The organism is Streptomyces sp. NBC_00306, from assembly GCF_036169555.1.
Classification (GTDB): Bacteria; Actinomycetota; Actinomycetes; order Streptomycetales; family Streptomycetaceae; genus Streptomyces; species Streptomyces achmelvichensis.
On record NZ_CP108032.1, the window covers coordinates 7,666,052 to 7,688,227 of the forward strand.

General features: G+C 70.6%; 19 protein-coding genes and 2 pseudogenes. 13 read left to right on the forward strand and 8 right to left on the reverse strand.

What is annotated here, in order from left to right:
* Positions 1-268 precede the first annotated feature (268 nt).
* The 5 genes from OHA05_RS34225 to OHA05_RS34245 all read left to right on the forward strand — a co-directional run bounded on the left by OHA05_RS34225 (position 269) and on the right by OHA05_RS34245 (position 5,190).
* Positions 269-1,996 carry a D-glucuronyl C5-epimerase family protein gene (locus tag OHA05_RS34225; RefSeq protein ID WP_328862710.1) on the forward strand — a complete coding sequence of 576 codons (1,728 nt, stop codon included), beginning with the start codon at positions 269-271 and terminating at the stop codon, positions 1,994-1,996.
* Between the two features lie 185 nt (positions 1,997-2,181).
* On the forward strand, positions 2,182-3,321 hold the full coding sequence (locus OHA05_RS34230) for an LLM class flavin-dependent oxidoreductase (RefSeq protein ID WP_328863509.1): 1,140 nt from the start codon (positions 2,182-2,184) through the stop codon (positions 3,319-3,321).
* Entirely contained in the window at positions 3,318-3,935 is a 618-nt protein-coding gene (locus OHA05_RS34235) for a CE1759 family FMN reductase (RefSeq protein ID WP_328862711.1), read from the forward strand. The genes OHA05_RS34230 and OHA05_RS34235 overlap by 4 nt, the downstream gene beginning before the upstream one ends.
* A gap of 55 nt (positions 3,936-3,990) precedes the next feature.
* A complete protein-coding gene (locus OHA05_RS34240) occupies positions 3,991-4,443 on the forward strand; it encodes a VOC family protein (protein WP_313942346.1) in 453 nt (150 codons plus the stop codon).
* Between the two features lie 144 nt (positions 4,444-4,587).
* Positions 4,588-5,190: an HD domain-containing protein gene (locus OHA05_RS34245; protein ID WP_328862712.1), complete on the forward strand. Its 603-nt coding sequence runs from the start codon at positions 4,588-4,590 to the stop codon at positions 5,188-5,190.
* A gap of 97 nt (positions 5,191-5,287) precedes the next feature.
* Here OHA05_RS34245 and OHA05_RS34250 read toward each other — a convergent pair whose 3' ends face one another.
* The 3 genes from OHA05_RS34250 to OHA05_RS34260 all read right to left on the reverse strand — a co-directional run bounded on the left by OHA05_RS34250 (position 5,288) and on the right by OHA05_RS34260 (position 7,871).
* Entirely contained in the window at positions 5,288-6,367 is a 1,080-nt protein-coding gene (locus OHA05_RS34250) for a sensor histidine kinase (RefSeq protein WP_328862713.1), read from the reverse strand.
* Positions 6,360-7,085, reverse strand: a complete 726-nt coding sequence (locus OHA05_RS34255) for a response regulator transcription factor (RefSeq protein ID WP_328862714.1) — start codon at positions 7,083-7,085, stop codon at positions 6,360-6,362. Before OHA05_RS34255 ends, OHA05_RS34250 begins: the two co-directional genes overlap by 8 nt.
* Positions 7,086-7,166: 81 nt before the next feature.
* A complete protein-coding gene (locus OHA05_RS34260) occupies positions 7,167-7,871 on the reverse strand; it encodes a VanZ family protein (protein ID WP_328862715.1) in 705 nt (234 codons plus the stop codon).
* A 188-nt stretch (positions 7,872-8,059) separates the two neighbouring features.
* On the opposite strand from OHA05_RS34260, the pseudogene OHA05_RS34265 reads away from it, so the two are divergent.
* Positions 8,060-8,414 (forward strand): annotated as a pseudogene (locus tag OHA05_RS34265) (VOC family protein).
* 105 nt (positions 8,415-8,519) lie between these two features.
* Here OHA05_RS34265 and OHA05_RS34270 read toward each other — a convergent pair.
* Complete coding sequence (locus OHA05_RS34270; protein ID WP_328862716.1) at positions 8,520-9,068, reverse strand: DUF1062 domain-containing protein; 549 nt, start codon at positions 9,066-9,068, stop codon at positions 8,520-8,522.
* A gap of 486 nt (positions 9,069-9,554) precedes the next feature.
* Between OHA05_RS34270 and OHA05_RS34275 the strand changes: the two genes are divergently transcribed.
* A complete protein-coding gene (locus OHA05_RS34275) occupies positions 9,555-10,301 on the forward strand; it encodes a DUF1838 family protein (RefSeq protein ID WP_328862717.1) in 747 nt (248 codons plus the stop codon).
* 50 nt (positions 10,302-10,351) lie between these two features.
* On the opposite strand, the gene OHA05_RS34280 is transcribed toward OHA05_RS34275, so the two are convergent.
* From OHA05_RS34280 to OHA05_RS34290, 3 genes and pseudogenes are all read right to left on the reverse strand, one after another.
* On the reverse strand, positions 10,352-11,290 hold the full coding sequence (locus OHA05_RS34280; protein ID WP_328863510.1) for an LLM class flavin-dependent oxidoreductase: 939 nt from the start codon (positions 11,288-11,290) through the stop codon (positions 10,352-10,354).
* An 18-nt stretch (positions 11,291-11,308) separates the two neighbouring features.
* Positions 11,309-11,482, reverse strand: a pseudogene (locus OHA05_RS34285) (ABC transporter substrate-binding protein); the annotation flags it as partial.
* 156 nt (positions 11,483-11,638) lie between these two features.
* Positions 11,639-14,713 carry an AfsR/SARP family transcriptional regulator gene (locus OHA05_RS34290; protein ID WP_328862718.1) on the reverse strand — a complete coding sequence of 1,025 codons (3,075 nt, stop codon included), beginning with the start codon at positions 14,711-14,713 and terminating at the stop codon, positions 11,639-11,641.
* 130 nt (positions 14,714-14,843) lie between these two features.
* Between OHA05_RS34290 and OHA05_RS34295 the strand changes: the two genes are divergently transcribed.
* The 6 genes from OHA05_RS34295 to OHA05_RS34320 all read left to right on the forward strand — a co-directional run bounded on the left by OHA05_RS34295 (position 14,844) and on the right by OHA05_RS34320 (position 20,830).
* The gene (locus tag OHA05_RS34295; protein WP_313942337.1) at positions 14,844-16,547 is read left to right on the forward strand and encodes a glycoside hydrolase domain-containing protein; all 1,704 of its coding nucleotides are present in this window, start codon (positions 14,844-14,846) and stop codon (positions 16,545-16,547) included.
* Positions 16,548-16,739: 192 nt separating this feature from the next.
* On the forward strand, positions 16,740-17,582 hold the full coding sequence (locus OHA05_RS34300) for a penicillin-insensitive murein endopeptidase (RefSeq protein WP_313942334.1): 843 nt from the start codon (positions 16,740-16,742) through the stop codon (positions 17,580-17,582).
* 39 nt (positions 17,583-17,621) lie between these two features.
* Positions 17,622-18,359 (forward strand): D-Ala-D-Ala carboxypeptidase family metallohydrolase, encoded by a 738-nt coding sequence (locus OHA05_RS34305; protein ID WP_328862719.1) that lies wholly within the window; start codon positions 17,622-17,624, stop codon positions 18,357-18,359.
* A 63-nt stretch (positions 18,360-18,422) separates the two neighbouring features.
* On the forward strand, positions 18,423-18,740 hold the full coding sequence (locus OHA05_RS34310) for a hypothetical protein (protein WP_313942332.1): 318 nt from the start codon (positions 18,423-18,425) through the stop codon (positions 18,738-18,740).
* 46 nt (positions 18,741-18,786) lie between these two features.
* Positions 18,787-19,071, forward strand: a complete 285-nt coding sequence (locus OHA05_RS34315) for a hypothetical protein (RefSeq protein WP_328862720.1) — start codon at positions 18,787-18,789, stop codon at positions 19,069-19,071.
* Positions 19,072-19,315: 244 nt separating this feature from the next.
* The gene (locus tag OHA05_RS34320) at positions 19,316-20,830 is read left to right on the forward strand and encodes a SpoIIE family protein phosphatase (protein WP_313942330.1); all 1,515 of its coding nucleotides are present in this window, start codon (positions 19,316-19,318) and stop codon (positions 20,828-20,830) included.
* A 129-nt stretch (positions 20,831-20,959) separates the two neighbouring features.
* On the opposite strand, the gene OHA05_RS34325 is transcribed toward OHA05_RS34320, so the two are convergent.
* Positions 20,960-22,066: an AI-2E family transporter gene (locus OHA05_RS34325; RefSeq protein ID WP_313942329.1), complete on the reverse strand. Its 1,107-nt coding sequence runs from the start codon at positions 22,064-22,066 to the stop codon at positions 20,960-20,962.
* Between the last annotated feature and the right edge of the window lie 110 nt (positions 22,067-22,176).

Genomic DNA, 22,176 nt, shown 5'->3' on the forward strand with positions numbered 1-22,176 from the left:
TTGCTCCGTGGTGTGAACGGGCCTGTCCGTGCGGGGTTCATCCTGTCGAGCACCGGCGGGAGCGGAAATCGGCGAGAAGTACGGCACCGACCCTGACGGAGCCCTGGAGCAACTGCGTTGCTGGGTAGGGGAGTTGTCGGGGATGGCCCCTAAGACCGGCCGGAATTGGATGCTGGCATGTGATCCGCGGGAGATATGATCTTCACGCCGCATTCATCTCGTACTCACGTTTCATCCAAGCCCTGGGGGGGCCTCCGCCATGTCCGAAATGCCGCCGACCCTTGACCGCAGACGCCTGCTCCGCCTCGCTGCCGCGGGTGCTGCCGTCGCGGCAGGGGGGACCTTCGCCGGGCCCGCGTCCGTCGCGACGGCCGCTCCCGTCCCCACCCCGTTCCCCGGGATTCCGCGCTCCCTCGCCCTGAGCGTCCCGCGAGGAGTCGACGGGAGCGCGCCCCTGCCGCCGCTGCCCGACCCGATCTCCGAGGGCCGGATCGCCAGGCCGAGCCGCAGCATCCCGTACGCTCCGGGCGCGCCCGACCCGCGGACGGTCACCGACGACGTCCCGACAGAGCTGCCGTTCGCCTTCAACCGGACCGGGTACACGATCGCCACCGATCTGCCCGACTACCTGCGGCCGTGGCGCGACCGTCCCACCACGTGGGCGAACGTCACCCCCAACTCGGAGCACGTCTATCTGGACTCCATGGGCGTCGTGCAGTACCGGCCGGGCTGGAACGAGCCCGGCTACGACCAGCCCGTCACCCAGATCCAGTTCGGCCTGGGCTGCATCACCAGCTACCGCAACGAGCAGGACCCCGCCCGCAAGGCGCTCTTCCTGACGCGCGCCAAGGCGCAGGCGAACCGGCTGATCGAGAAGCGCGTCGAGAAGCGCGGTGCCTGGTACTTCCCGTACCCCTTCGACTTCACGCACGCGGCGCACAGCGGCGTCTCCTACCGTGCGCCCTGGTACTCCGGCATGGCGCAGGGCGAGGCGATCAGCCTCTTCATCCAGCTGTCCGAGCTGGACGGCCTCACCACGGAGGAGCGGACGCTCTACCGCGCGGCGGCCGACGGCGCGTTCTCCTCGCTGCTCCGCGCCGACGACGCGCAGCCGTGGGTGATCAACAAGAACGACTCGGGCTATCTGTGGATCCAGGAGTACCCGGGCGCGCAGCCGGGCACGGGTGACTACACCTACAACGGCATGATCTTCGCCATGTTCGGCCTGTGGGACTACTTCGTGGCCACGGGCAACGAGCTCGCCGCCCAGCTGTACGACGGCTCGGCCACCACCATGGCCCGATACTTCCCGCTGCTGCGCAACACCCGCTGGCACTCGTACTACTGCCAGACCCACCGCATTCCCGCCCCCACCTACCACCAGCACCACATCAACCTGTTCCGCCAGCTGCACTGGCAGACGGGCAGCCCGGACTTCGCGCACCACCAGGACGTGCTGACGGACGACTTCCCGTCGCCGTACCTGCGCGACGGCTCCACCGTCGCGTTTGCGGCGGGCACCCACACGCTCTACCGCCTGGACACGGCCGCCGACGGCACCTGGGTCGCTGCCAAGGGCGACGCGCAGCTCGAGACGAAGAAGGTCACCTTCGCCCGGGCGACCCAGGCGCCCGCGGCGATGAGGCGCCGTATCGAGGACCGCGGCATCTACTACCGCATCGGCGCGGGCGCGTACGCCGACTGGTGGGTGGGCGAGGTGTGGCCGAACTCGTTCCTGCGCGGTGAGTACCTCACCACGGTCTTCCGCCCCCAGCGCACGCTCACCTTCCCCGGCGGCAACCAGCCGGTGGAGGTCTACCGCTTCACCGAGGACGGAACGGCGGCGAGCATCAAGACGGTCGCGTTCGCCAACCCGTCCAACGCGCCCTTCGACCGCAGGGCGATCGTCAACGGCCGGCCGATGTGCCAGATCGCCGCGGGCACGCTGACCGGCTACTGGGTCGCGGCGAACCAGATCACGACGGACGGGCACTGACACTCGCCGGGATGGTGGCGTGCCCCTCGGGGTGCGCCACCGCCGGCGTCGCGGGCCGAGGACCAACCGTCGCGGCAGCGGTGTGCAGGGGTTCTGCGGGACAGGATCGTGCGTGACAAAATAGGGGAGAGCCCGGGCAGTGAAGCCAGAGGGAGCTCGGAATGGAATCTTCCGAAGCGTCTGGGATGCAGTTCGGCATCTTCACCGTCGGTGATGTCACGACCGACCCCACGACGGGGCTCACCCCTGCCGAGTCGGAGCGTATCCAGGCCACCGTCGCCATCGCGCGCAAGGCCGAGGAAGTCGGACTCGACGTCTTCGCCACGGGCGAGCACCACAACCCGCCGTTCGTGCCGTCCTCGCCGACGACGCTGCTCGGCTACATCGCCGGGCAGACCGAACGCATCATCCTGTCGACCTCGACCACCTTGATCACGACCAACGACCCGGTCAAGATCGCCGAGGACTTCAGTGTGCTCCAGCACCTGTCCGGCGGCCGTACCGACCTCATGCTGGGACGAGGGAACACCGGACCGGTCTACCCGTGGTTCGGGCAGGACATCCGCAAGGCCATCCCCCTGACCGTGGAGCACTACGGTCTGCTGCGCCGCCTCTGGCGCGAGGAGGTGGTGGACTGGGAGGGCGAGCTGCGAAGTTCGCTTCAGGGCTTCACCCTTGCGCCGCAACCCCTGGACGGCGTCCCGCCTTTCGTGTGGCACGCCTCGATACGCACCCAGGAAGTGGCCGAGCTGGCGGCCTACTTCGGTGACGGATTCTTCGCCAACCACATCTTCTGGCCCGCGTCCCACACGCGGACGATGGTGGAGCTGTACCGCCGGCGGTTCGCGCACTACGGCCACGGACGGCCGGAGCAGGCCATCGTGGGCCTGGGCGGACAGGTCTTCATGCGGCGCAACAGCCAGGACGCCGTCGACGAGTTCCGGCCCTACTTCGACAACGCGCCGGTCTACGGGCACGGCCCGTCGCTGGAGGACTTCACCTCGATGACGCCGCTGACGGTCGGATCACCGGCTGCGGTGATCGAGAAGACGCTGGGCTTTCGTGAGTACGTGGGCGACTACCAGCGCCAGCTCTTCCTCGTCGACCACGCCGGTCTCCCGCTCAAGACCGTGCTCGAACAGCTCGATCTCCTCGGGGAAGAGGTGGTGCCCGTCCTCCGCAAGGAGTTCGCGGTCGGCCGGCCCGCGGACGTCCCGGCAGCACCGACGCACGAGTCCCTGCTGCGCGCCCGTCGGCGCGAGGAGAGCGGGCAGTCCGAGGACGAACCGGAGAACGAGAACCCAGAGAATCCGGATACGCGATGAAACTAGCCATCATCTCCGGCGGCCTGCGAGAGCCGTCGTCGACCCGACTCCTCGCCGACCGGCTGGTCACGGCTCTGACCGGTGAGGTCGAGAAGTCCGGCGACTCTGTCGAGGCGTCGTTCGTGGAACTCCGTCGGCTGGGCCACCCCATCATGGACGCGATGCTGACCGGATTCGCGGGGGAGTCCCTGGAGTCGGCCTTCGCCAGGGTCGCGGAGGCGGACGGCGTCATTGCTGTCACCCCCGCGTTCAACGCCTCCTTCGGCGGGCTGTTCAAGTCCTTCTTCGACGTGCTGCCGGAAGACACCCTCGCCGACATGCCCGTTCTCATCGGCGCAACGGGCGGTACCGAGAGGCACTCCCTGGTCCTCGAACACGCTCTGCGGCCGATGTTCTCCTATCTGCACTCGATCGTGTCCCCCCGCGCTGTCTACGCAGCCACCAGTGATTTCGGTTCCCAGACGGGCGCCGCCCTCGGGGAACGCATCACCGCCGCCGCGGCCGACTTCGCCCGTCTCCTGCGTGCCTGTGGTCCGCGGGCCCGACGGGAGGTGGCCGACGAGGACCTCGCGTCCATGCAGCAGCTGCTGGGCGGTGCGGTCGCCGGACCGTAGTGAGCCGGGCCCATGTCGACCACGCGGCGGCGTCCATAAGGCGAAGGGCTGATCCATGCGTAGCGAAGATCTTCCGGCCCCCGCGACGGGGTTGATCCTCACACACTTCCTCACCGTGGCCGACGTCCCACGATCGCGTGCGTTCTATGCCGACGTCCTCGGTGGCGAGGTCGTCCTCGAGGAGAACCCGTGCATCGTCAAACTCGCGAACAGCTGGCTCCTCATGAACCCCGGCGGCGGGCCGACGCCCGACAAACCCGACGTCACCCTGCATCCGCCGACCGATCCGACGACGGCCACAAGCTTCCTCAACATACGTGTGGCCGACATCGAGAGCGTCTATCGCGAATGGAGCGCCAAGGGGGCGGAGTTCCTCACTCCGCCGATCGACCGGAAGGCCGAGATCCGGTGCTATGTCCGCGACCCGGACGGCTATCTCATCGAGGTCGGGCAGTCCACGGGGCTGCTGAAGGGGATTCTTGCCGACCCACCGGCCGGTGAGGACTGAGGACTGGTGACTGAGGACTGACGGGCCGGATCCGACTGACGGGCCGGATCCGCGCGAACCCTCCGGCGGGCGCTGCGCGTACGACGCTGCCTCCTTCGTCAGTGCTGCCTGCCCCGGCTGAGCGCCACCAGTAGGGTCTGCGGGATGACCACGACGCCTTCGGACTTCTTGCTCCGTGCCCTCGATGCCCCGGGCGAGCCCCCTCTGCGGCCGCTGCCGCCCGTGGTGGCGGAACTCCTGCGGTCGCTGGAGGCCCCGCCCCGTCTCGCGGCGCACCTGCGCGCGGTCCACGATGTTGCCGTCGAACTCTCCGATTGGGTGCGGGACCGCTACCCCGACGTTGCCGTCGACCGTGACGCCGTTCTCTTCGGCGCGGCGACCCATGACATAGGCAAGACACTGCACCCCGAGGAGCTCGCCGGGCCCGGTTCGGCGCACGAGCCGGCCGGCCGCGACCTGCTTCTGGACCGCGGTTTCGAGCCGGCTCTGGCGCGGTTCGCCGCCACGCACGCGAGCTGGGACGACCCCGCCGTGACGATCGAGGACCTCCTTGTCAGCACGGCCGACAAGGTGTGGAAGGACAAGCGGGTCCCCGACCTCGAGGACAGGCTGGTCCGGGCGCTGGCCGAGGCGACGGGGCGGGAGCCCTGGGAGGAGTACCTCGCGCTCGACGACGTGCTGTCCGGGCTCGGCGCGGAAGCCGGCCGTCGCCTGGCCTTCCAATCGGAGTTTCCGGTCCACCCGTGACGCGGGCCGATCGGCGGTACGGGGGAGTCCTGGAACGGGCCCGACGGCTCAGCCCTGGCGGGCTGCTCAGGGATCCGGCGCCCATGCGGGACGATGCCTACCGCGTGGCGGGAAGCCGGACCGTGACGCGGAGACCGCCGGCGGGGCGGGGGACGAGGTCCAGTGTTCCGTCGTGGGCGCGGACGACGCTGTCCACGATGGCCAGGCCCAGGCCGACGCCCGCGTGCTCGTCGGTGCGTACGCGTTCCGCGCCGCGCTGGAAGGGTTCGGTGAGGGTCGGTACCAGTTCCGGTGGGAGCCGGCGGCCCGTGTTCTCGACCCGCAACTCGCTCATGTCGCCGTCCGCCTCGGTGTGGACCGTCACGGCGCCGCCGGCGGGGAGGTTGTGGACGATGGCGTTCTGGACAAGGTTCGTCACCATCCGCAGCAGGAGCTCCGCGGAGCCGCTGGTCCGGGCCGCCGAGCCGGTGGCATCGAGCGTGATCCGGCGCTGTTCGGCGAGGGGAAGCAGCGTTTCGGCGGCTTCTTCGGCGATGAGGGAGAGGTCGACGCTCTCGCGGGCGACGTTTCCCCGGTCGCCGCGGCTGAGCAGCAGGAGCGCCTCGGTGAGGTCGATCGCCCGCGTATTGACAGCGTGCAGGCGTTCGACGATTTCGCCCCGGTCCCGCGCGGGGTCCTTGCGGGCGACGTCGAGGAGCGTCCGTGAGATCGCCAACGGGGTGCGCAGTTCGTGGGAGGCGTTCGCGGCGAACCGCTGCTGCTCCGCGACGTGGGACTCGAGTTGTCGGAGCATCGAGTCGAACGCGTCGGAGAGCTCTCGGAATTCGTCCTGGCGGCCCTCCATGCGGATGCGGTGGGACAGCGATCCGTTCTCGGCCATCCGTGCCGCTGCCGTGATCTGTGTGAGGGGTGCGAGCATCCGGCCGGCGAGGATCCATCCCCCCAGAAGGCCGAACACGAGCAGGAGGAGCATCGCCACGGCAGCGGCGGGAGCGAACATGCGCACCAGGAGATAGCGGTTGGGCGCGATCCCGAGCAGGCCCTGGGAGTTGTCGGGTACATAACGCAGTAGGAACACCCACACCACGGCCAGCAGGAGAGCGCCGGCGACGGCGAGGAACCCGGCGTAGCTGAGGGTGAGTTTCCATCGGACGCTGAGCCCTGGGCGTCTATCCATGCGTCATGCCGGGGGTGGTGGCGTCCCTGCCGGGGTCGGTGTTCGTACCGGGGCCCGTACCGGTGTCGATCCGGTACCCGACGCCGGGCACCGTGGCGATGATCCATGGTTCGCCGAGCCGTTTGCGCAGCGCGGAGACGGTGATGCGCACGGCGTTGGTGAGAGGGTCGGCGTTCTCGTCCCAGGCCCGTTCCAGCAGCTCTTCGGCGCTCACGACCCCGCCCTCGGCGGCGACGAGGACCTCCAGGACGGCGAACTGTTTGCGGGTGAGCGCGACGTAGCGTCCGTCGCGGAAGACCTCCCTGCGGAAGGGGTCGAGCCGCAGGCCCGCGATCTCGCGGACCGGGGGCCGGGCGTACGCGCGTCTGCGGTCGAGCGCCCTCAGCCGCAGGACGAGCTCCCGCAGCTCGAACGGTTTGGTGAGGTAGTCGTCGGCGCCGAGCCCGAAACCGGATGCCTTGTCGTCGATGCGGTCGGCGGCGGTGAGCATGAGGATCGGGATGCCGCTGCCGGAGGCGACGATGCGCCGGGCGACCTCGTCGCCGGAGGGGCCGGGGATGTCGCGGTCGAGAACCGCGAGGTCGTAGGAGTTGACGCCGAGCAGTGCCAGGGCGGAGTCGCCGTCGCCGGCGATGTCGGCGGCGATCGCCTCCAGCCGGAGGCCGTCACGGACGGCTTCCGCCAGGTAGGGCTCGTCCTCCACGATCAGTACGCGCATGTCCGAAGCCTAAGCAGGAGACCGTATCGCCGGTGTATGCGAAGGCGTGGTGCAACGACGTGGGCACACCGGACCGATGATTCAGCCCGCCGGGGTCATCACGGGCCGAGTCCGGTCCGACGGCGCTTCCTCCGCAGTGCGCCACCAGCGGCGCGACGCCAGCGCGGCCAGCACGGCGCCGGAGGCGTTGACCAGTACGTCGTCCACGGAGGACACCCGGTCCAGCCGCAGGACGTACTGTGCGGTTTCGACGAGGACCGAGCAGCCCACCCCGAGCGCCAGGATCCGCGGCACGGACGCCGCCGCCGCGAACCGCATCGGGGCGAAGAAGCCCAGCGACGCGAAGACCAGCAGATTGCCGACGATCCCCAGAGACCCCATCGTGACCAGATCGCGCAGCGGCACCAGGCTCACCCGTGCGGGGACGACGCCGGCACCGCCGCCCGGCATCATGGTCAGCCACAGGAACGGCACCGTCCCGTGGACCATGCCCACCTCGGCGAGCGACATCCGCCACGCCGACGGGATTCCCGCGCTACGCCGGCGGCGCGCCAGCGCCCACACCACCAGTGCGGCCAACGGCAGTGCGACCAGGGTCATGAGCACCACACCGTTGAACGTGTCGAAGCAGCCGTGCCACCGCCCGGCCATGCATGTCGGAGCGGACATCATGAGTGGCCGCCACAGGACGAACAGGGTGCTCGCGACGCCGAGGACGGCCAGGCCGATGAGCACGATCCCGCGCGCGCGGCGGGCCGGTGCCGACAGGGATGCGTTGTGGTTCATGCCCTCATTGGAGAGGGAGGGCCGTTGCGGTGGCGTATGCGGTTCTCGATACGCCCACGACAATTCGATACGCCCACGACAAGCAGAGTCCCTCGCCGCAGGAGGCTGCCGGACGAGGCCTTCTGTGGCTCACAGCCCATGAGTCGGCCGCTCTGACGACGCGCGCGGCGCTGGTCTTTGCTCTGCGGATGACCTTGGAATGGGAGCAGGTACTCGTCCACTCGGTGGACCCGGTGGCGTTGGGGCAGCGGTGGGCCGAGGCTCTGGGGTGGGTGGTGGTCCACTCCTCCGATGACGAGTTCGAGATCCGCCCGGCGCCGGATCGCCTGCCGGGGCTGGACTTTGTCCGGGTCGACGAGGCCAGGACGGCGAAGAGCCGACTGCATCTCGACTTCAGGCCCGACGACCAGGCCGCCGAGGTGGCGCGTCTGGTGGCCCATGGCGCACGGCATGTCGACATCGGCCAGGGTGCGCAGTCCTGGGTCGTCCTGGCGGACCCCCGAGGGCAACGAGTTCTGTGTCCTCGGCCGGCGGCGTCAGTGAGCCGACTGGCTCAACTCCGCATGCACGCCGACCAGTCGGAGTGCTCCGAGGCCCAGGGCCCGCCCGGCAGGATGCGCCGGACAGGCCCTCACCTTCGAGCAGGGGTCAGCGCTTCAGCGTGAAGGTGAAGTCGCCGGAGAGCTTGCCGCTCAGCCGGACCGCCGACACGAGCTTCCCCTCCGTGATCAGCCTCTCCACCTCGGCCCGCGAAAGACCGCAACCCTCGGCGACCAGTCGCACCGGCCGGACGGGGATCCGGGCCGCGAAGCGGACCGAGATGTCGATCACCTCTCGGTCCAGATGATCCGATCCGCCGGTGTCGAGACGCCAGGCGTTGTCCCAGTCGAGAGCGATGCGATTGCGGCGCAGCACGAGCGGATCCTGGAGCAGTTCAGCTGTCAGCCCAGGGTCGTTGTCGTGCAGCCGGTCCAACAGCTCAGGCCGTACGGAGCGCACATTCACCCGCTCCAGGACGGTGAGCTTTGCTGTGTCCCCGCACGCGGTACAGAGCACGAGGAGCCAGGCGTCGATCACCTTGTGGTTCGCGTTGACGCGGAATTTTCCGCTTGCCCGGAAGCGCTCCGACGCGCACCCGTGGCATCGGCGGAGGACGAGCGGCAGGCAGGTGGGCATGACCACCCAGTTGTTGAGCACAGAAGTACACCGGTTCCAGTGAGAAGTCCGCAGCAAAAAGGAGCGCGGCGCACAGGTGCGACGCGCGACGATTCAGCGCTCGGGAGGTCTCACAGGGTGTACAACGGCACGTCCTTGCCCAGACGACTTGGTTCGGCAGCACGGTAGTGGCGCGGAGTTGTGCCGCTCCACCGGTTTTCGGGGCCGACGGTACGAGCCGGGCGGGGCCCATGATTCCCGGCCGCCCCCGCCCCCTCTGCTCACCAGGAACGGGATGTCTTCCGGATCGAGGCCGGCCGGCACCGCCTTGTGCGCGGCCCGCTGATGGAGCACCTGCCGCGAGTCGTTGACCGTGATCTGACGCGAGGCGATCGGCGGACAGCGATGACGCGACCCTGGGGCGGTCGCGGTCGGCTCTCCTGGGGGCGGATGTCACGGGGCCGACGCGGACGATCCGCGTCCGACCCGCGTGTTTCCCCGCGGTGGCGGCGGCGCAGGGTAGTGCGTATGACCACACCCGCGGAGTCATTCCGCTCCTTTGCCCGCACCCGTGCTTCGCTCGACGGCACGGAGGTGACCTTCTGGTGGTCCGGCGACGTGTACTCCTGGGCTCCCGACGAGCCCTACCGGCGTGTCTTCGGCTTCGAAGGGCTCAACGTCGCCCGCCTGGTCCAGGACCCGGATGCCGGACCGGACGCCTGGCAATTGCTCACCCGCGAGGCCGCCTTCTACCTGGACCCCGCGACCCGCGAGATCCTGGAGACCTGGGAGGGCCTGCCGGTCGTGCACGTCTGGAACGATCCGGCCAACCAGCGGTGGCGTCCCTTCCCCATTCCGACGACCGAGCTCGGCGGCCAGGTCTGTTACAGCCTGGAGATCCCGCTCGCCTACCCCTCACCGCTGCCGGTGGCCCAGTATCCCGTCCACTCCGCCGGCGACACCTACAAGGCCCTGGAGCTCTTCCAGTTCTTCGCCGACCGCGCCGACCTGGCCGGCCCCGCGCCCAGCGTTCCGGCCACCATGTCGTGGAGCCGGATGTCCCCGTGGCTTCCGTGGATGGCACGAGGGCAGCGGCCCGGCGGCCTCACGTTCCACTGCCGGGGCCGCAAGCTCGGCTCGTACACGGAGGTCCCCGCGCGCACTCGTGCCTACATCGCCGACCGTCACCCGGAGTTCGCCGAGGCCCCGGAGAAGTGGAGCGAGCCGAACGAGACGAGCTGGACGTACTTCCGCAAGCTCAACCCGCTGGAGTAGGCGGCAGGTTGCCCCGCGGCACAGCGGCCCCGGTCCGTCGGAAGGCGCCGCTACCAGCCGCGCCGGCGGCCGGCCGAGTGGGGGGACCGGAGCCGGCCCACCAGGGCGCGGCGCAGCTCGCGGTCCTCGTCCGTCTCGACTGCCATGTCGAGCTGGACGATGTCCACCCCTGCCGACCGCAGCACGCCGATGCGTTCGGCCACGCTGTCCGGGGAGCCGACGAAGGCGGCGGCGAGGGACCGGCGGATGTAGGCCACCACCTGCTCCGGCCCGCGTGCCGGGTCGGACCGGCCGCGTTCACGGTCCCGGTCCAGCTGGACCGCCTCCGTCCAGCGCGCCGAGTCCGGGCCGGAGGTGAGGCGCAGCGCGTCCTGCGTGATCCGCCGCGCTCGTGCGGCGGCCTCCTCGTCGCTGGGACCGAGCACGAGAGTGATGTGCCGCCAGATGCGCAGCGTCCGGCCGTGCTCAGCCGCGGCGGACCGGACCTCCGCGATGCGGCGTCGCGTGGCCGGCACCGGAAGCGGTGCGATGGCGTACGCCTCGGCGTGCCGGGCCGCGAGGTCGAGCCCTTCCGGCGAGGAGCCGCCGAACGACAGCAGTTCGCCGCGCGGTTGGGCACGCAGTCCTGACAGGGCGTCCCGGATCGAGGAGAACTCGCCCTCGTGGTCAAAGCCCTGTTGCTCCGTCAGAGAGCGCCGGAAGACCTCCAGATACTCTCCGGCCCGCCGGTAGCGGTCGGACTTACCCAACGGGTCGCCGTCGCGCAGGACGTCCGCGTCGCTCGACCCGACGATCACGTGGGCCGCCGCGCGACCACCGGAGAGTCTGTCCAGCGTGGCGAGCGACCGGGCCGCCGCGGTCGGCGCCGTGGTTCCCGCCCGGTGGGCCACGGCGACACGCAGCCGACTGGTGGCCGCCAGCGCCCACGCGGCCACCAGCCAGGGGTCGGGCCACGAGCTGGGGGAGAACGAGGAAGAGGGCCTGGACAGCGCCCTCGTGGTGCAGTCCTACTCGATCCAGTTCACGTCCCCCGAGCGCAGGGCGGCGGTGCGGGCCGCGGCGTCCGGGATCGACTTGATCACCAGCTTGTCGAGCCTGGGTGCTCCCCGCCAGTAGCGCTTGTTGCCGGCCAGTTCGATCTGCAGGCCCTCCATCTGCGAGACGAAGGTGAACGGGCCTGTGCCGACGGGCTTTCATCCAGTGACCGCAGGTCACAGGCAGGAGGCCCGGGGGAACGAGAACGCGATGACCGGCGGCGGTGCGTCGGGGCACTCGGCGGCGGCCGCGTGGGATGCGTCTCGGGGCGGGCGGTACCTGTCGCCGCAGCGGAAGTCCTCTCAGTGCGCGGCCGCCGGTGCCAGGTGCCCGCCCAGCCGGCGCCGGGAGGGCGTGAGCGCCGGGCGCAGGTCGGGGGAGAGGCCGAGGGAGGCGCGCAGGGCCGTCGCCTCGTGGCGGGCCCGCTCGCGGGGGCCGTCATCCTCGTGGATGTCGGCGAGGACGTCGAGCGTACGGGCGGTCCAGTACGGCGAATCGAGCCGCCGCCAGATCGCCAGCGACTGCCGGGCGCTCTCCATGGCCGCGGGCCGGCGCCCCGCATGCAGGTGCAGATCGGCCAGCGCCCGCAGGGTGATGGCCTCACCGAAGCGTTCGCCGAAACGGCGGTATGCGGCCAGGCATCCGTCCAGGATGCCCTCGGCGCGATCCGTGTCGCCATGGACGTCGGTGAGGTGGCCCAGCCACTGGAGGACGTGCACCTCGCCGACATGGTTTCCCTGGCCGGTGGCGATCCGGTGGGCCGTCTCCAGCCGTTCCCGGGCGCCGGCGAGCCTGCCGACGGCGAGTTCGACGAGGCCGAGGCAGCGCTGTGCGGAGAACTCGCCCCGGCGATAGCCCGCGGTGCGCGAGAGCATGAGCGAGCGGCCGAAGGCGATACGGGCCGCGGAGGTCTCACCGCGTTCCAGATGGACGGTGCCGAGCGCGCACAGCGCGTAGGCCTCGGCGCGGGCGTTGCCCGTCTCCCGCGCGGCGGATATGCCCTGTTCCAGCCGGCAGGCCGCCTCCCTGTACCGGCCGCGCAACCGCAGCAGGACGCCGAGGCCCACAGCGGCTGCCGCCTCGCCCGGGTCCGGTCGGCCGCGCAGGGCATAGGCGTCCAAAGACCGCTGGAAGCTCGTGATGGCCTCGCTGTAGCGGTCCTGCGCGGTGTTGAGTTCACCGAGTCCTCGGTGCATGACGGCCTCGCCGAGGCGGTCGCCCACCGCGCGTGCGGCCGCAAGCGCCGTCTCGTGGGTGTCGCGCCAGTCGTCGAAGCGGGCTGCCGACTCGAAGGAGTCGGCGAGTGCGGCGGCGAGCCGCCACGCCGTACCCGGCTCGGCCTGGCGTACCAGCGCACAGACCGTGGCCCGTTCCGCGCTCAGCCAGGCGAGCGGCCCGGCCGGCAGCCGGTCGGCGGGGGGCGGGTGCCAGGTGGCAGGCAGTGCCGGCACAGGGCCCGCGAAGCCGGAGGCGAGGGCCCGGTCGGCTCGCTGCGCGAGGTGCAGATAGGCGGTGCAGACCCGGGCCAGCGCGGCCCGTTGCTCGTGCGGCGGCTCGTGCGCGGCCGCTTGCTCCTGCGCGCACAGCTGTACGAGGTTGTGCATACGGAAGCGGGGTTCGCCGGTGGTGTCGGGCCCGGCGACCTCCAGCAGCCGGTTGTCGACGAGGCGGTCCAGGGCGCGTTCCGCCTCCGCGGGCCCGCAGTCGAGGAGCGCGCCGACGACCCAGCCGGGAACGGTGGCGGCGGAGAGCAGGCCGAGCAGGCGGAAGGCGCGTTCCGCGCTCGGTTCGAGGGCCGCGTAGCTCAGCGAGACGCTGGCCCGTACCGCCAGGTCTCCGGCGATCAGCTCGTCCAGGCGCCGCCGTTCGTCCGAGAGGGCATCCGCGATGCGGCCGGCGGAGAGATGGGAGCGGGTCGCCAGCCGCGCGCCGACGATACGCAGTGCGAGGGGCAGGTTCCCGCACTGGCGGACGATGCGCGCGGCGGCTTCGGGCGAGCGCCGGGTGCGGTCGTCGCCGACCGCGCGGGCCAGGAGGGTGTGCGCCTCGTCGTCGGGGAGCAGCCCGAGGTCGAGGCGGCGCGCGCCTTCCAGGCCCGCCAGTGCGCTGCGGCTGGTGGCGAGGACGGCACTGTCGTCGGTGCCGGGCAGCAGCGGGCGCACCTGCCGTTCGCTCTGCGCGTTGTCGAGGACGACGAGGACGCGGCGGTCGGCGAGTTCGGCCCGGTAGCGCCGGGACCGTTCTGCGAGCCCGTCGGGGATGGCGCCGCCGCTCACCCCGAGGGTGCGCAGCAGCGAGAAGAGGATGTCTCCGGGCTCGGCCGGATGCTGTGCGGAGGTGCGCAGATCGGCGTAGAGCTGGCCGTCGGGGAACGTGTCGCGCAGCTGATGCGCCGCGTGCACCGCGAACGCACTCTTGCCGGCCCCGGCGACACCCGTGACGACGACAATGCGCGGCGCCCCCGCGGCCGGGCCGCCGAGCAGGCCGAGCGCCTGGTCGAGGTGCGCCTGCCTCCCGACGAAGTCCGGCACGGAGGGCGGCAGTTGACAGACCGGCTTGGCGGCCCGGGGTTCGGTGTCGTCGAGTACGGTCCTCAGCGCCTCCTGGAGCCCGGCTCCCGGGGCGACGCCCAGCTCCTCGTGGAGGAGGCGTCGTGCCGAGGCGAACGCGTGCAGGGCGTCCGATCGGCGTCCCGAGCGATGCAGGGCGATCATCAACGTGGCCCACAGCGACTCGTGCAGGGGTTGTTCGGCGAGCAGGGCGCCCAGTTCGGCTGCCACCTCGCCGTGCATGCCCGCGGCGAGTTTGGCTTCGGCGAGAGCCTGCCGCGCGGTCAGCCGGCACTCCTCGAGCCGTGCGGACTCGGCCAGCACCGACGGGGTGGGCAGGACGTCCCCGAGGGCCCGCCCGCGCCACAGTCCCAGGGCTTCGGACAGAACGCGCACGGCTTCCTCCGGCTGCCCGTCGGCCAGAGCGGCGCGTCCGGCGGATGTGAGTGCGGCGAACCGCTCCGCGTCCGACTCCCCCGCGCGCAGGGAGAGTTCATAGCCTCCGGACCGGGTGAGCAGTCCGCCCTGCGCCGTGCCGAGAACCTTCCGGAGCCGGTGCACATACACCTGGAGGGACTTCGCCGCCGAGCTAGGGACGTGATCGCCCCACAGCTCGTGGATCAGGGAGTCGGCGGAGACGAAGTGGTTCGCGTCGATGAGCAGAAGTCCCAGCACCGCCCGCTGCTTTGCCGCGTTCACGGATGTCCACTGCGTGCCGTCGAAGACTTCCAGCCGCCCGAGGATTCGGTAGCGCATCACACCGCCCAGGTCGCGCTCGGATCGTGCGGCCGTGGCCCGGGACTGCCGGCCAGTGGCCGATGTGAGCATGCCAAGCCGCGCTACCGTCGCGCAACCACCGTGCTACTACCGCCCGGTAGACACAGGTCTCCACTTCCGGGAACCGGACAGGAGACCGCTGATGGAACCGCGTTCAGTCAGGTGCCGACGTCTGTGGTCGGTGGCAGCGACGCTCCTGGCCCTGGTGGGCGGGGTGGCCGTGGCGCCCGCCGGAGCCGATCCGGTGAACAGCGGTACGCGTACGGTCGGTTACCACGGCTACGAGATAGAGATACCGGCGAGCTGGCAGGTCGTCGACCTCACCGAGCAGCCCGACGCGTGCATCCGCTTCGACCGCCCCACGGTCTACCTCGGCCGCCCCGGCGCGCGCAGCAGCTGCCCGGCGCACCTCGTGGGTCGAACCGCGGGCCTGCTCGTCGAACCGCTCGACGCCTCCTCCGCGCAGCGGATCACCGGTGCGACGGCGCGTGCGGTCAGCGGTACGGCCGTGGCTCCGACGGCCGTGTCCCGCAATGCCGAGATCAAGGTCGCCGTCGAGGACGCCGGAGTGCTCGTCACCGCGGCCCACACACCCGAGACCGAACCGGCCGTACGCCGCGTCCTCGACTCCGCGACGCTGGCCGCCGGAGCCGAGCGAACCCGGGTGCCGAACCGCGCCGATGCCACACCCCTGGCCGCCGCCGGACCCCAGCCCGGCACCTTCGCAGGCAAGGGCTTCGACGCGTGTGCCGCGCCCTCCGCCGCCACCATGAACGCCTGGTACGCCGCCTCTCCCTACCGCGCCGTCGGCGTCTACATCAGCGGAGCGACCCGGGCCTGCGGGCAGCCGAACCTCACGGCGAACTGGGTGACGGACCAGACCGCCAGGGGATGGCGGCTGATGCCCATCGACGTCGGCAAACAGGCCCCGTGCTCCGCCTTCTCCAACAAGATGTCCACCACGCCGGCCACTGCCCGGTCCCAGGGATCCGCAGCGGCCGACGCCTCCGTGGCCGCCGCGCAGTCGCTCGGCATTCCCGCGGGCAGCGCCCTCTACAGCGACATCGAGGGCTATCCGTCCACCGCCTCGTGCAAGGCGTCCGTGCTGTCCTACCTGTCCGGCTGGACGGATGCGCTGCATGCCCGGGGTTACTTCTCCGGCCTCTACTCCAGTGCCTCGTCGGGCATCCGGGACGCAGCCACCGAGTACGACAACAGCGCCTACAGCCGCGTCGACCACATCTGGTACGCCTGGTGGAACAACGCCGCCGACACCAACACCGGCACGTACGTCCCCGCCGGTCACTGGGCCGACCATCAGCGCATCCACCAGTACGCGGGTGACGTCTCCGAGACCTGGGGCGGAGTCACCGTCAGCATCGACCGCAACTATCTCGACGTCCGTACGGCGTCGACGCCACCCACAGGGTGTACGACCACGAACCTCAACTTCACCGCGTATCCGACCCTGACGTCCGGGTCCACGGGCAGCCGGGTCAGCGCCGCCCAGTGTCTGCTCAGGAGCGCCGGACACGATCCGGGCGCGGGCACACCCACCGGCACCTACGACGCGGGTACATCCACCGCCGTCCGCTCCTTCCAGACCGCTCGCGGGCTCCCCGGCGACGGCATCACCGGGCCGAAGACCTGGACGGCCCTGCTCTCCCGGGGCTCCACCCCGCTCATCCGCACCGGATCGACCGGAGAAGCCGTGACGCGGATCCAGCGCGCCCTCACCGCCGCGCTCGGCCGCACGGTCGGCATCGACGGCGCCTTCGGCGCCGGTACGGAAGCGGCCGTGCGCGACTACCAGTCCTCCCGTGGTCTCACCTCGGACGGTATCGCCGGCCCGGCCACCTGGTCGGCGCTCCAGTCAGGGAAATAGGGACCCGCCATGCAGTCCACACTCACGGCTCGCGCCATGAAGCACAGTCCCCGTGATCGCGATCGACTCCCTCGGCGGGCTTGGCTGTTCATCGCCGCCGCGGTCCTCCTTCTGACCGGTGTCGGCACGCCCGCCCACGCCTTCCCCCAGGCCTTCACACCGGCACAGAGCATCGGCAACCGAGGAGCGGACGTGGTTGCCCTTCAGCACCTGCTGACCGCACGCGGCCAAAGCCAGACCGCCGACGGAATCTTCGGCTCAGGGACCGCCGGATCCGTCCGGGCCTTCCAGAGCGCCGAGGGTCTGGGAGTGGACGGGATCGTCGGGCCCGCCACCTGGGCCAGGCTGTTCGTCACCGTCCGGGGCGGCGACACCGGATCCGCGGTCAAGGGCGTGCAGTCCCTGCTCAACGCCAAACGCAGCGCCGGGCTGACCGTCGACGGGAGCTTCACCGCCGCGACCACCGCCGCCGTCAAGACGTTCCAGACCCACGCAGGACTCACTGCCGACGGCATCGTCGGGCCGGACACCTGGAAGAACCTTCTGTGGCACTACGAGTACGCCGCCTTCGGCTCCGGCAGCGGGCTCTGCGACGTCGACCCGGACGGCAACACCACCGCCAATTGGGCCACGGCCGCCGCCGTCGCCCAGCTCGAAGCCGCGGCAGCCTCCTTCGCCGCCACCGGCAACGGCAGGATCCCCGTGGGTGACGCCGGCTTCGAACACGGCGGAGCCATCAACGGACACGCCAGCCACCGCGTCGGCCTCGACATCGACCTCTGGCCGGTGCGGACCGACTCGGCCCAGTGCACCGGCCCCCGCATCACCTGGCAGTCCGCCACGTACGACCGGGCCGCCACCCGCGGCCTCGTCCAGGCTCTCCGCGCCGCTGCCCCCGGCCACGTCGCACTCGTCTTCTTCAACGACCCACAGCTCATCTCCGAGGGACTGACCACGCAGTACGCCGGACACGACAACCATCTGCACATCCGGTACTGCGAAAAGGTCCACCCCAACAGCCTCTACGTCTGCTGATCCCCGTCCCCCCGCACGCACTTCGGACCTGGAGGTCCCATGACCCAGCGCATCGTCAGATCCGTCCTCGCTCTGGTCCTGCTCGCGGCCGGTCTGCTCGCCGGCTCGCTCGCCACCGCGGGATCGGCTCACGCGGACGGCTGCTACACCTGGAACCGCACCCTCTCGCAGGGCGCCTCCGGAGCCGACGTGACCGAGCTGCAGATACGTGTCGCCGGATATCCCGGTTACGGAGGTGTACTCGGCATCGACGGCGACTTCGGGCCCGCCACCAAGGCGGCCGTGACCCGCTTCCAGCAGGCCTACGGTCTGCCCGCCGACGGGATCGCCGGCCCCGCCACCTTCGAGCGGATCTACGCCCTTCAGGACAACGACTGCACGCCCGTGCACTTCTCCTACGCCGAACTGAACACCTGCAACACCACCTGGGCCGGTGGCGCGGTCTCCGCCGGCACCGCCAAGTCCAACGCCCTGCGCACGATGTGGAAGCTGGAGGCCATGCGGCACGCACTGGGTGACCAGCCCCTCCGGGTCACCAGCGGATTCCGCTCCACCGCCTGCAACAACGCCGTCGGGGGCGCGGCCGGCAGCCGGCATCTCTACGGTGACGCGGCGGACCTCGGCGCAGGCCCGCACACGCTGTGCAGGCTCGCCCAGCAGGCCAGGAGCCATGGATTCAACGGCATCCTCGGCCCGGGCTACCCCGCCCACAACGACCACGCGCACGTCGACCACCGCCCCTCCCGCTTCTGGTCCGCGTCCTCCTGCGGCGTCTGACCGGCAGCGACCGAAGAGCCCGTCTCCTCGAAGCACCCCACCATCTGCACAGGGAGCACGTGCATGAAGACCATCGGACAGGCCGCCGTGGCCTGCGCTCTCGTAGCGGGATCACTCGTCGCCACCTCGTCGACGGCGCACGCGGATCCCACGACGCCGGACCATGCCGTCATCGTCTGCGACAGCGCGAGCTTCTACGACAACTACGACAGCGCGCACGGCCCGACCGGCCTGAAGCGCACCCTGCTGCGCGGCAACAAGGTCGGGCACACCCGCGGAGCGCACCCGGTCTACAACGGCTGGGCGGCCACCTTCGACTTCGGCCCCAACGACTGGGGCTATGTCCGTCAGGAATGCCTCGGGGGCTTCGGCTCCTGGTAGTCCCCCGGCGTCCGAGCAGCCCCCGGCACCCTCGAAGGAGTCACTGATGAAACGCACCCCCCTGCGCGCGGCCGCCGTCCTCGGCCTCGCGCTCGCCGCCGCCCTGACCGTCACGCCCGCCGAGGCCGCGAACGGGACCGTCGGCGAGCGCGAGACTGTATGCGCCACCGACCTCTTCGTCCGGGTGACCGCACCGCACGGAGCGTGGATGGGCACGCTCTACCGCGGCCAGACCTTCCTCGTCGAGAAAGTGAACGGGGACTGGGTCTACGGCTTCGCCTACGGGGACATCAACCGGCGGGGCTGGGTCCAGAACGGATGGTTCTGCTGAAAAATATCCGCGAAGGTCACCGGCCGGCCGGCAGCTGATTCCGGTCACCGACGGTGATGGTCCACAGGGAGCGGCCCCGGTCTCCGGGGCCGCTCCACCCACGTTTCCGGGGGCTCGCAGTCGGCCGGCAGTGCCGAAGCTGCCCTTTGAGGGGGACGATGGAGGTGGTAAAGACGCGCAAACCGGGCCACGGCCCGGACCGGCGCCCTGCCGGTGGCGGTGTATGCGGAGAGGAGGGCCTGGAATGGGTGCAGCCGAGTCTTTCCGGGCCGGTCCCTACACGGGGAGTGTCCCCAGTGACGCAACGGGTGGCCTCCTCGATGTCCTGAACGTGGCGGCGGTCCTCCTCGACGACGAGGGAAGGATCGACCTCTGGAGCCCGCAGGCCGAGCTTCTCTTCGGCTACACCGCCGACGAGGCTCTCGGCAGATACGCGGGCCGCCTGCTGGTCCACGAGGAGCAGCGGGAGACGGCGGTGGGGATGTTCGCCCACGTCATGGAGGCCGGCGAGAGCTGGGCCGGGGTCTTTCCCGTACGGCACAAGGACGGCAGCACCCGGCTGGTGGAGTTCCGCAACATGCGGCTGCTGGACGACCAGGGCGACTATTACGCCCTGGGGCTCGCCGCCGACCAGACCACGCTGCGCCAGGTCGAACGGGACCTGGCCCTCTCCAACCGGCTGGTGTCCCAGTCGCCGATCGGGCTGGGAGTACTGGACACGGACCTCAGGTACGTCTCGGTCAACCCTGCGGAGGAGCGGATGAACGGCGTGGCCGCCGCCGACCACGTCGGCCGGCACGTCCATGAGGTGCTGCCCTTCCTGGACGATTCCTTCGAAGGGACCATGCGCAAGGTCCTGGCCACCGGCATCCCCGTTCTCGACCAGTACACCAGCGGCCGCACCCATGCCGATCCGGACCACGAGCACGCCTGGTCGATTTCCTTCCACCGGCTCGAAGCGCCCAACGGGGAGGTGCTGGGGGTGGTGACCTCCAGCGTGGACGTCACCGAGCGCCACCGTGCCGTGGAGGAACAGCGCCGTACCGTTCTCACGCTCCAGCGCAGCCTGCTGCCGCACCCGCCGCCGAAACGTCCAGGCCTGGCTCTCGCCGCCCGCTACCAGCCTGCCCAGAAGGCCAGCGAGATCGGCGGCGACTGGTTCGACGTCATCCCGCTGGCCGGTGACAAGACCGCCCTCGTCGTCGGAGACGTCATGGGCAGCGGCGTCAGCGCCGCGGCCAACATGGGCCAGCTCCGCACCGCGACCCGCACCCTCGCGGGCCTCGACCTCGACCCTGCCGAGGTCCTCCGGCATCTCGACCACATCACCGACGAACTCGAGCAGGACACCATCGCCACCTGCGTCTATGCCGTCTACGACCCGCACACCGCGCAGTGCCGCATCTCGCTTGCCGGACATCTGCCACCGGCCGTCCTGCGCATCGACGGACGGCGCGAGCTCCTGGACCTGCCCACCGGCACCCCGCTCGGCGTCGGCGGAACCCACTTCCACAGCACCACGATCGATCTCAGCCCGGGCGACCAGCTCGTCCTGTACACCGACGGGCTGGTCGAGAGGCGGGACAAGTCCATCGACGAGTGCCTGGACAAGCTGCTCGGTCTGCTGGACGACCCCCACCGTTCGCTGGACGAAACCTGCGAGCTGCTGCTGAGCACGCTGCGTCACGCCGGCGACCACGACGACGTCGCGCTGCTCATCTCCCGGGTCCTGCCCTCCCTGCACAGGGGCGACAGCTGATCCGTGGACCGTCTCGGCCGGTCAGGAGCGCGCGAATTTCCCGCGCAAGCTCCGCCGGCGCCTCCTCCGCCAGGCAAGGCCGCCGCACTCGGGCACGCGCGCTGACACATCGCCCGCGTGCCACAGCCGCTACGACGGGACGGCGGCCGGGTCGTCTGCCGTCGGAGCCGGCGGCGGATCGCTGAGCTGCTCGCGCACGTAGTTCCAGACCACCGCGATCAGCGCGGCCACCGGTACCGCGAGCAGACTGCCCACGACTCCGGCCAGGTTGCCGCCGAGCGCCACGGCCACCAGCACCATCGCGGCGTGCAGGCCGAGCCCACGGCTCTGGATGATGGGCTGGAACACGTTCCCTTCGAGCTGCTGCACCACGATGATGATCGCCAGCACGATCAGCGCGTCGGTGAGGCCGTTCGACACCAGCGCGATGAGCACCGCGACCAGCCCGGCGAACAGGGCACCCACGATCGGGACGAACGCCGAGACGAAGGTCAGTACCGCCAGCGGAAGCACCAGCGGAACCCCCACGATCCACAGGCCGAGGCCGATGAAGACGGCGTCCAGCAGACCGACGAGCGCCTGGGAACGCACGAACGCGCTCAGGGTGTCCCAACTGCGCGCGGCCACGGTCGGGATGTCGGTGGCGAGCCGGCCGGGGAGCTGACGGGTGAGCCACGGCAGGAACCGCGGACCGTCCTTGAGGAAGAAGAACATCAGGAAGAGCGCCAGTACGGCGGTGACCACACCGTTGAACACGGTGCTCACTCCGGTGACGACCGTGGAGGTGATGCTGCCGATGCTGCCCTGAAGGCGTGCCACCCCGGAATCGAGGGCCTTGGTGATCTGGTCGTCGCCGATGTTCAGCGGCGGCCCGGCGGCCCACTCGCGCAGCTTCGCGATGCCATCGACCACACCGTCGGTCAGCTCGCCCGACTGGGACGCCACCGGCACCGCGATGAGCGCCGCGACCCCCACGGCGACAAGGAGGAACAGCACGGTGACAACCGACGCCGCCAGAGCGGGACGCCACCCGTGCCGGCGCAGGAACCGCGTCAGGGGCCACGTCAGCGTGGTGAGGAACAGGCCCACTATGAGCGGCCAGACGACCGACCACATACGGCCGAGTACCCACAGGGCCACCGCAGCCATGACGAGGACCAACAGCAACTCGGCGGACACTCGCGCCGACGTCCGGAGCGCGGCGGCGGTTTTTCGGGAGCTCAACCTGGCAGACATGGGGTCACCTTATGGGTACTCGCCTCGCACTTCAGTATCCGCTGTCCCTTCCGCAACAGCCGTGGGGTGGCCCGTCGCAGAGCGGTCCCCGCGAACGGAGTTGCGCCTCG